Raw genomic sequence first — 6,310 nt, 5'->3', positions numbered from 1 at the left:
AGTCACTACTATAAAATCAATGTTTTAACACGTATTTATGACTCCTTTCTCCCTTTTGGGGAGAAGGGGGTCTTTTCCATAGTGAGCTAGCAGAAGAAGCACATTTTTTGACAGATAGGAATTTATAAAAATTCCTATCTGCATAAGTGCAACTAAGGCTTTACCTGCGCCAGAGGCTTGGCAAAGCCAAGTTTTCTAATCTGCAAACTCGCTAAGGTCCAGCGAGAGCGAATACTGTCCGCTACACAGTAAAGAGTGCGGAAAGTGCAAAAAGATGTGATACTACGCAGTGTTTCATGGGTACTTTTTGATCCGCACGCACTCTTTGCTGTGTAGCTAAGTAGGACCTTAAAGGTTTTGGACAAAAAATGTGCTTCTTCTGCCAAGGGCTGTAGACGATTAAAAAAGCTAAAATCAAAACCAAAGGCATGAAACATCAGCTTCTCTTTTCACACGGAGCGTCTTGGCGAAGCCCATCTCAGCGGAGCGCTATTCATCGGGAGAAAGAAGCGAACCCCAGCAAGTCTTACAGTGAATACATCGTTTTGAGCTTCCCCGATGAATAGTGCGGAGCGGACAGTCTAACCCCTTGCAGGGCGAAGACTTTTAGCGAAGGGTGAAAAGAGAAGCTGGTTTTCTCTACTGAAGTAGGATTAAGTCAATCTTTAAAAATCCTAGCAAGAAATATCTTTGTCATATATGTCAGTCTAGTCAGATAATTAATGAAAGTAGGGAACACCATGCGTATTCAACCAGCATCCATGATGGAACAGCTGCCGACACAGTTTTTCTCCACCATGGTCGCCAAAGTAAACAAAGTGATTGCAGAAGGGCATGATGTCATTAATTTAGGACAGGGAAATCCAGATTTGCCCACCCCCCCACATATTGTAGAGGAGTTGTGCAAACAAGCAGCAGACCCCCTTCATCATAAATATCCACCGTTCCAGGGAAGGATTGAATTAAAGCAGGCGATCGCACATTGGTATAAACAAGAATTTGATGTAGATCTAGACCCGGAAGAGGAGGTAGCTATTCTGATGGGGAGTAAGACCGGATTGGTGGAAATCTGTCAAGTTCTGCTCAATCCAGGTGATGTTGCGTTGGTACCGGACCCAGGCTATCCCGATTATTGGTCAGGCGTAGCCATTACAGGTGCTAGAATGGTACCTATGCCACTTTTGGCGGAAAATGGATTCTTACCTGATTATGGTAAGTTGAAAGACGAAGATATCCAAAAAGCAAAACTGATGTTCGTTAATTACCCTAATAATCCAACAGCAGTAAATGCTCCTATGGAATTTTATGAGGAGACAATGAAATTCGCGAAAAAGAATGAGATTGTGGTATGCTCGGATTTTGCTTATGGGGGAATTAGTTTTGATGGTAAAAAGCCAGTTAGTTTCATGCAGGTTCCAGGAGCCAAGGAAGTGGGAGTAGAGTTTTATACCTTATCCAAAACCTATAATATGGCGGGCTGGCGCGTGGGCGCAATGGTAGGAAATCGTGATGTCGTGCGTCTCATCAACACGCTACAAGACCATTATTTTGTCAGTTTGTTTGGAGCTGTGCAGATGGCAGCAGCAAGGGCGCTAACGGGCTCCCAAGAGTGTGTATCCCAATTAGTCCAAACCTATCAGGGAAGAAGAGATGCTCTCTTCGATGCCTTGCACCAAATTGGTTGGAAATGCACACCTTCTCAAGGGTCATTCTTCGCTTGGCTACCAGTTCCAGCGGGTTATGGTTCAGTAGAGTTAGCTGACTTACTCCTTACTAAAGCACATGTAATGGTAGCGCCAGGTATTGGATTTGGGGAGCATGGAGAAGGATATGTACGTATTGGCTTGTTAAATACGGAAGACCGTTTGCGAGAAGCTGTGATGAGAATGGAACAGTTAAAACTGTTTTCATAGAGAATAAAAGAGGGAGCAAAATGTGGGAAGTTGCCGCATTCTGCTCCCTTTTTTGTAACTGTATCAGTAAGACTTATACAACAAATATTCTAACCATTGACTAAGAATGATTTTCATTATATGATAACTCTAGTCTTATGATAATGAATATCATTAATGATTAAATTAAACGCTTTATTATGACAGCAAAGGAGGGCAATAGCCAGTGACGAGATATCAGATTAACGGGTATACAGACATGCATACGGTGGTTTCCAATGAGCGAAAACTAGGTGGAGCTGTTGAAGCGGATGTAATCAAGCTACGTTCAGGAGAAGAGTACCATCAAGCTGTCATTACTCGTCTGGAAATGTCAGATGCCCAGTTTTGCTCCATAGGGTTTGTAACCAAAGAAGGAAAAAGGCTGATTGTACATATACAAGACATCAGCATGATTGTGGATGCCAGACATGTAAACGTGGGGGATCTTAGTAACGAAATCATGCGAGAGCAGAAGGTTGCTGAGAGATTGAAGCATCTAAAGCTGCTTTGTGATTTAAATAAAGGAAGCTGTACCATTCCATTTCAGGAAGAAGCAGAGCGCTTAGTCTTTGATATTGGACTAGAGCTTGCTATGGAACATGTAAGCTTGCCATTTCTGTTACCAGAAGAACAGAAGAAACTTGTACGTATTGCCTAATAGAAAATCGAATGAAGACAATAATAAACTCTTTTTATGCCCTGTCTTGGACATAAGAAGAGTTTTTCTTTTGCAATGATAAACGTTGTGGGATTATTTGATTACTGTAGTGGTCTTGCAGAAGAAGCGCATTTTTTGTCTACGAACTCGTTAAGGTCCCGCAAGGGAGCTATGACTGTCCGCTACTGGGCAAAAAGTGCGGAAAGTGCAAAAGGAGGAGAATGCTACGCAGTATCTCACAGGTTGCACTTTTTAATCCGCACTCTTTACCTAGTAGCTAAGTAGGACCTTAAATAGTTCTAGACAAAAAATGTGCTTCTTCTGCAAACAGTTGCGGTGGAAAAACACTAACAAATCCAACAACATGAAAAACCAGATTCTCTTTTCACACAGAGCGACTTGGCGAAGCCCGACCAAGCGTAGCACTCTTCATCGGGATTAAAAAGCGAAACCCAGCAAGTCTTACAGTGAAGACATCGTTTTGAGCTTTCCTGATGATGAATGCGGAGCGAACGGTCTAACCCTCAGCGGGGCGAAGACTCTTAGTGAAGGGTGAAAAGAGAAGCTGGTTTTCTCCACTAAAGTAGGATTAAGACAAAAAAGCGTGTAGAGAAGTACCATTCGTACTCCTTCCACACGCCATAATTACCTGTAATACAACTATTCTTCCATGCTCTCAAGTGTGCAAATTGCACTTGGACGCTTAACTCGCAGCACTATGCATTCATATACACGTAATACACTGTTCATTTGTTCATCGCCAAGGAAAGCAGAGTCGAAATCTTCGGCAATCGCTAGGTCAAGATTATGGCGGCCCGTTGCTACCAAGACGCCAGAGGATCCTTTAATAACTGGCGATTGGAACACGCCTTCTGTTACCAGATTTCGAATATGATCAATCTCCAGCACGTTCGTCCCTTTATGAACACGATGCAAGAGAGAATATAACTCAGGAGAAACGATCAATGCATAAGGACCACTGTGACCCATTTTCAATAGCTTATTGCGGGCTTCCACAACATCTCCGAAAGCATTTCCTGATTCCATCCAGTCACTCTTGATATGAGTCAGACGCCCCTTCACATTCATGAGCCCTGGCAAATCAAATTCCTCAGCACCATTAAAAATCAAATCATCTTCCATTAATGCACAACCAGCTGCTGCATTAGCTGCTGCACTTAAATCAATCGGCATACCTAACGTACGTGCTTGTGCTCGATCTCGCCAATAAAGCATAAAATCCTTATACAAAATGGGAATAGTCAAACTAACTCGTTTGCTAGGCTTACTCAATTCCAAGGATTCCCCACGCAAGCTCAGGTTTCCAAAACGAGACTCATCATAAATATCATTAGTAATAGTCTGAATTCCTTCTCCTAATGGTCCATAAATATCGATAAAGCGGCGTCCTACCAATTGGCGACGCGCCATTTCTACAATGGTTTCATCGAGTTGTCCCCACTCATCTTTTGAAAGTGGAGAATCAGGAAACTTCTTTGTTTTATCCATAGTAACCTCCGTTCGTTTCGTCTTATTTACTGTATTAGAAAGTATTAGCTTCTGGGCTTTACCTCCTGATACGCATGAAAAACATCCGCCAATATTAGCTGGAAAGATGACGCAAACTGCCAACAGTTAAGCCTTTTTTCTCATTGGAAGGGAAGGTAGTAGCTGAAGTGTTTTGCTGTGAACTGGAATTACCTACAGAAGCGGATGATGTAGATGAAGCATGAAAATGATCGACCTGATGGATATCGTGACCGTGGTCATGATCATGCAAATTCCCTTTAATAGGTATAGCATCAGAGAATTTTTCACTTAATTTCGCCATAATTTCTTTCATATGCAAATAATCTTGCTGGGTATGCTCCCTCATTTCATTAAGCTGTTGACGCTCGGTATCTGCTTTGAATTCGTAAAGGGCGAGTTCAAGATGCTCGCGGAAATTATGAAGACCAAATCGCTCCAGATGCAAGTCAGAGAGCAGATGCGAGAGCTCACGATCGCTAACCTGTTCCAGGTAATCAACAGAATGTAATTTTTGTAAACGGGGAATTAAATCCTCCAGCCTTTCCAATCGCTGTTCTTCCTCTTCAGAGATATGGTGATAATACAGCTTGGTGTGCTCATCAACCGCATGATCGATCAGTGGTTGTATCATGTTGCGAAAACTCTTGATACCTGCCTCTGTTCGAGTAAAGATAGCGTGGAGTTGTTTCATTTCCTGCATGGATCACTCCACCTCCTTTTTCAGAATAGAAAAGTTAATTTCATTATACAGTTGGGTAAACGTTCCAATCAATAAAACACTACCAGAATAGAAAATTCATCCTAATAATAGAAAAAAACAACAAAGTGTATTGCAAATCACAAAGCCTAGTGATAATATTTATCAATAAGAATGATACTTATTCTCAATTAAAAAATCAGACAAAAATAATTGTGCTTTTACGACATACAAAATGCAATAACTAAAAAAGGAGGCGAATGGCATGTCCATTCTGGTTATTGGAGGAGACCGCTTGGGAAATATTCTTTCCCTGTTAGAAGAAGTGGGCTTTAAAAAGGTACATCACGTCACGGGTAGGAAAAATTCAGCAACTGCAATAAAAATTCCGTGTGATGTGAAAATGATATTGGTATTGACCGATTTTGTGAATCATAATTTGGCGAAAAAAATTAAATCGCAAGCTAAAGATCAACAAGTACCGATCTGTTTTTGCAAACGTTCATGTTCAGCAGTATCTCAAGTACTCCAATCACAAGAAATAAGTGCTTAAAAATATAGTAATCAAGGAAAAAATAGGAATTCTATTACTTCTTACCCTCCTGGAACAAGTACATAACTTCGAGATTAGTTAGATAAATGATGGGAAGTTGAATTATATCCATAATGTAACATAAGAGACCGTTTAGCCGGATTCAACTGGTGAACGGTCTCTTTATTATAACCAATTTAATGATAACGCTTTCACTTTGTAGCTACAGCTTTTATTTACCTATACTGCTAAAAAAATTATATCTAATTAAGAAAAATTAACGAAAAAATAAAAAAATATATTGATTATAAACTACTTATGGACTATTATAAGTAAAAATTAAATCGTCTTAAAATACCGAAAAAAATACTTATATTAGGAACAAAATTGAGGTCTTAAGACGAAATCAGGTGATATTGAGGAAGGAAGTTAAAAATGAATACACAAAGATATCTGTATTCGGAATTGGATGATCTGGATTATCAAATTGTAACAAGGCTACAAGAAAATGCACGACTTCCTTTTACTCAAATTGCAAAAGAAATAGGCGTCACGGAAAAGACCATCCGGATTCGAGTGCAACAGATGCAAGAAGAAGGGATTTTAAGTTTGGTAGGGATCGTTAATCCTATCAAAGCAGGAATTCTTGTTCAAACCATGATCCAGGTGGCGGTTGAAAACCATATGCTTGAGAACGTCATTGAAGTGATGAATGACATTCATGAAATTCGTCTGGTCATCCTGACTTCTGGAGATTATCAATTGTTGATTCAGGTGTTTACCAGGGATTATCATGAACTTTCGAATTTTTTAGTTAATCGTCTAAACAAGATTGATGGAATTACCAAGACCAACGTTATCATTGAGTTAAAAGTACTTAAGTCAAAATTGAAATTTATTCGATAGGGAGTATTCTTTTGTTATCAATAAAGAAAATTCCATTCAGAAACCTGTGGAAT

General features: G+C 40.1%; 6 protein-coding genes. 4 read left to right on the top strand and 2 right to left on the bottom strand.

Translation table 11 applies throughout. From position 1 onward, the window contains the following. Window positions 1-740: 740 nt before the first annotated feature. Complete coding sequence (locus LM917_RS22120; protein WP_232699881.1) at window positions 741-1,913, top strand: pyridoxal phosphate-dependent aminotransferase; 1,173 nt, start codon at window positions 741-743, stop codon at window positions 1,911-1,913. A 238-nt stretch (window positions 1,914-2,151) separates the two neighbouring features. Beyond that, window positions 2,152-2,592: a hypothetical protein gene (locus LM917_RS22115; protein WP_255668516.1), complete on the top strand. Its 441-nt coding sequence runs from the start codon at window positions 2,152-2,154 to the stop codon at window positions 2,590-2,592. 660 nt (window positions 2,593-3,252) lie between these two features. Here LM917_RS22115 and LM917_RS22110 read toward each other — a convergent pair. Next, window positions 3,253-4,101, bottom strand: coding sequence for a family 1 encapsulin nanocompartment shell protein (locus LM917_RS22110; protein WP_232699879.1), 849 nt, complete (start codon window positions 4,099-4,101; stop codon window positions 3,253-3,255). A 94-nt stretch (window positions 4,102-4,195) separates the two neighbouring features. Continuing rightward, window positions 4,196-4,822, bottom strand: coding sequence for an IMEF encapsulin system ferritin-like cargo protein (locus LM917_RS22105; RefSeq protein ID WP_232699878.1), 627 nt, complete (start codon window positions 4,820-4,822; stop codon window positions 4,196-4,198). Between the two features lie 262 nt (window positions 4,823-5,084). Between LM917_RS22105 and LM917_RS22100 the strand changes: the two genes are divergently transcribed. Together LM917_RS22100 and LM917_RS22095 are read left to right on the top strand one after the other, a co-directional pair. After that, entirely contained in the window at window positions 5,085-5,372 is a 288-nt protein-coding gene (locus LM917_RS22100; protein WP_232699877.1) for a DUF2325 domain-containing protein, read from the top strand. Between the two features lie 414 nt (window positions 5,373-5,786). Then, a complete protein-coding gene (locus tag LM917_RS22095; protein ID WP_232699876.1) occupies window positions 5,787-6,257 on the top strand; it encodes an Lrp/AsnC family transcriptional regulator in 471 nt (156 codons plus the stop codon). The last annotated feature ends 53 nt before the right edge of the window (window positions 6,258-6,310 follow it).

Source organism: Brevibacillus daliensis, from assembly GCF_021245735.1.
GTDB lineage: Bacteria > Bacillota > Bacilli > Brevibacillales > Brevibacillaceae > Brevibacillus_B > Brevibacillus_B daliensis.
Note: the sequence above shows the minus strand (reverse complement) of the source record. Positions and strands in the feature narration are given on the sequence as shown.

Coding starts and splice junctions, on each gene's coding strand:
- LM917_RS22120 (WP_232699881.1), top strand. CDS start 741: ATGCGTATTCAACCAGCATCCATGATGGAACAGCTGCCGACACAGTTT.
- LM917_RS22115 (WP_255668516.1), top strand. CDS start 2,152: ATGCATACGGTGGTTTCCAATGAGCGAAAACTAGGTGGAGCTGTTGAA.
- LM917_RS22110 (WP_232699879.1), bottom strand. CDS start 4,101: ATGGATAAAACAAAGAAGTTTCCTGATTCTCCACTTTCAAAAGATGAG.
- LM917_RS22105 (WP_232699878.1), bottom strand. CDS start 4,822: ATGCAGGAAATGAAACAACTCCACGCTATCTTTACTCGAACAGAGGCA.
- LM917_RS22100 (WP_232699877.1), top strand. CDS start 5,085: ATGTCCATTCTGGTTATTGGAGGAGACCGCTTGGGAAATATTCTTTCC.
- LM917_RS22095 (WP_232699876.1), top strand. CDS start 5,787: ATGAATACACAAAGATATCTGTATTCGGAATTGGATGATCTGGATTAT.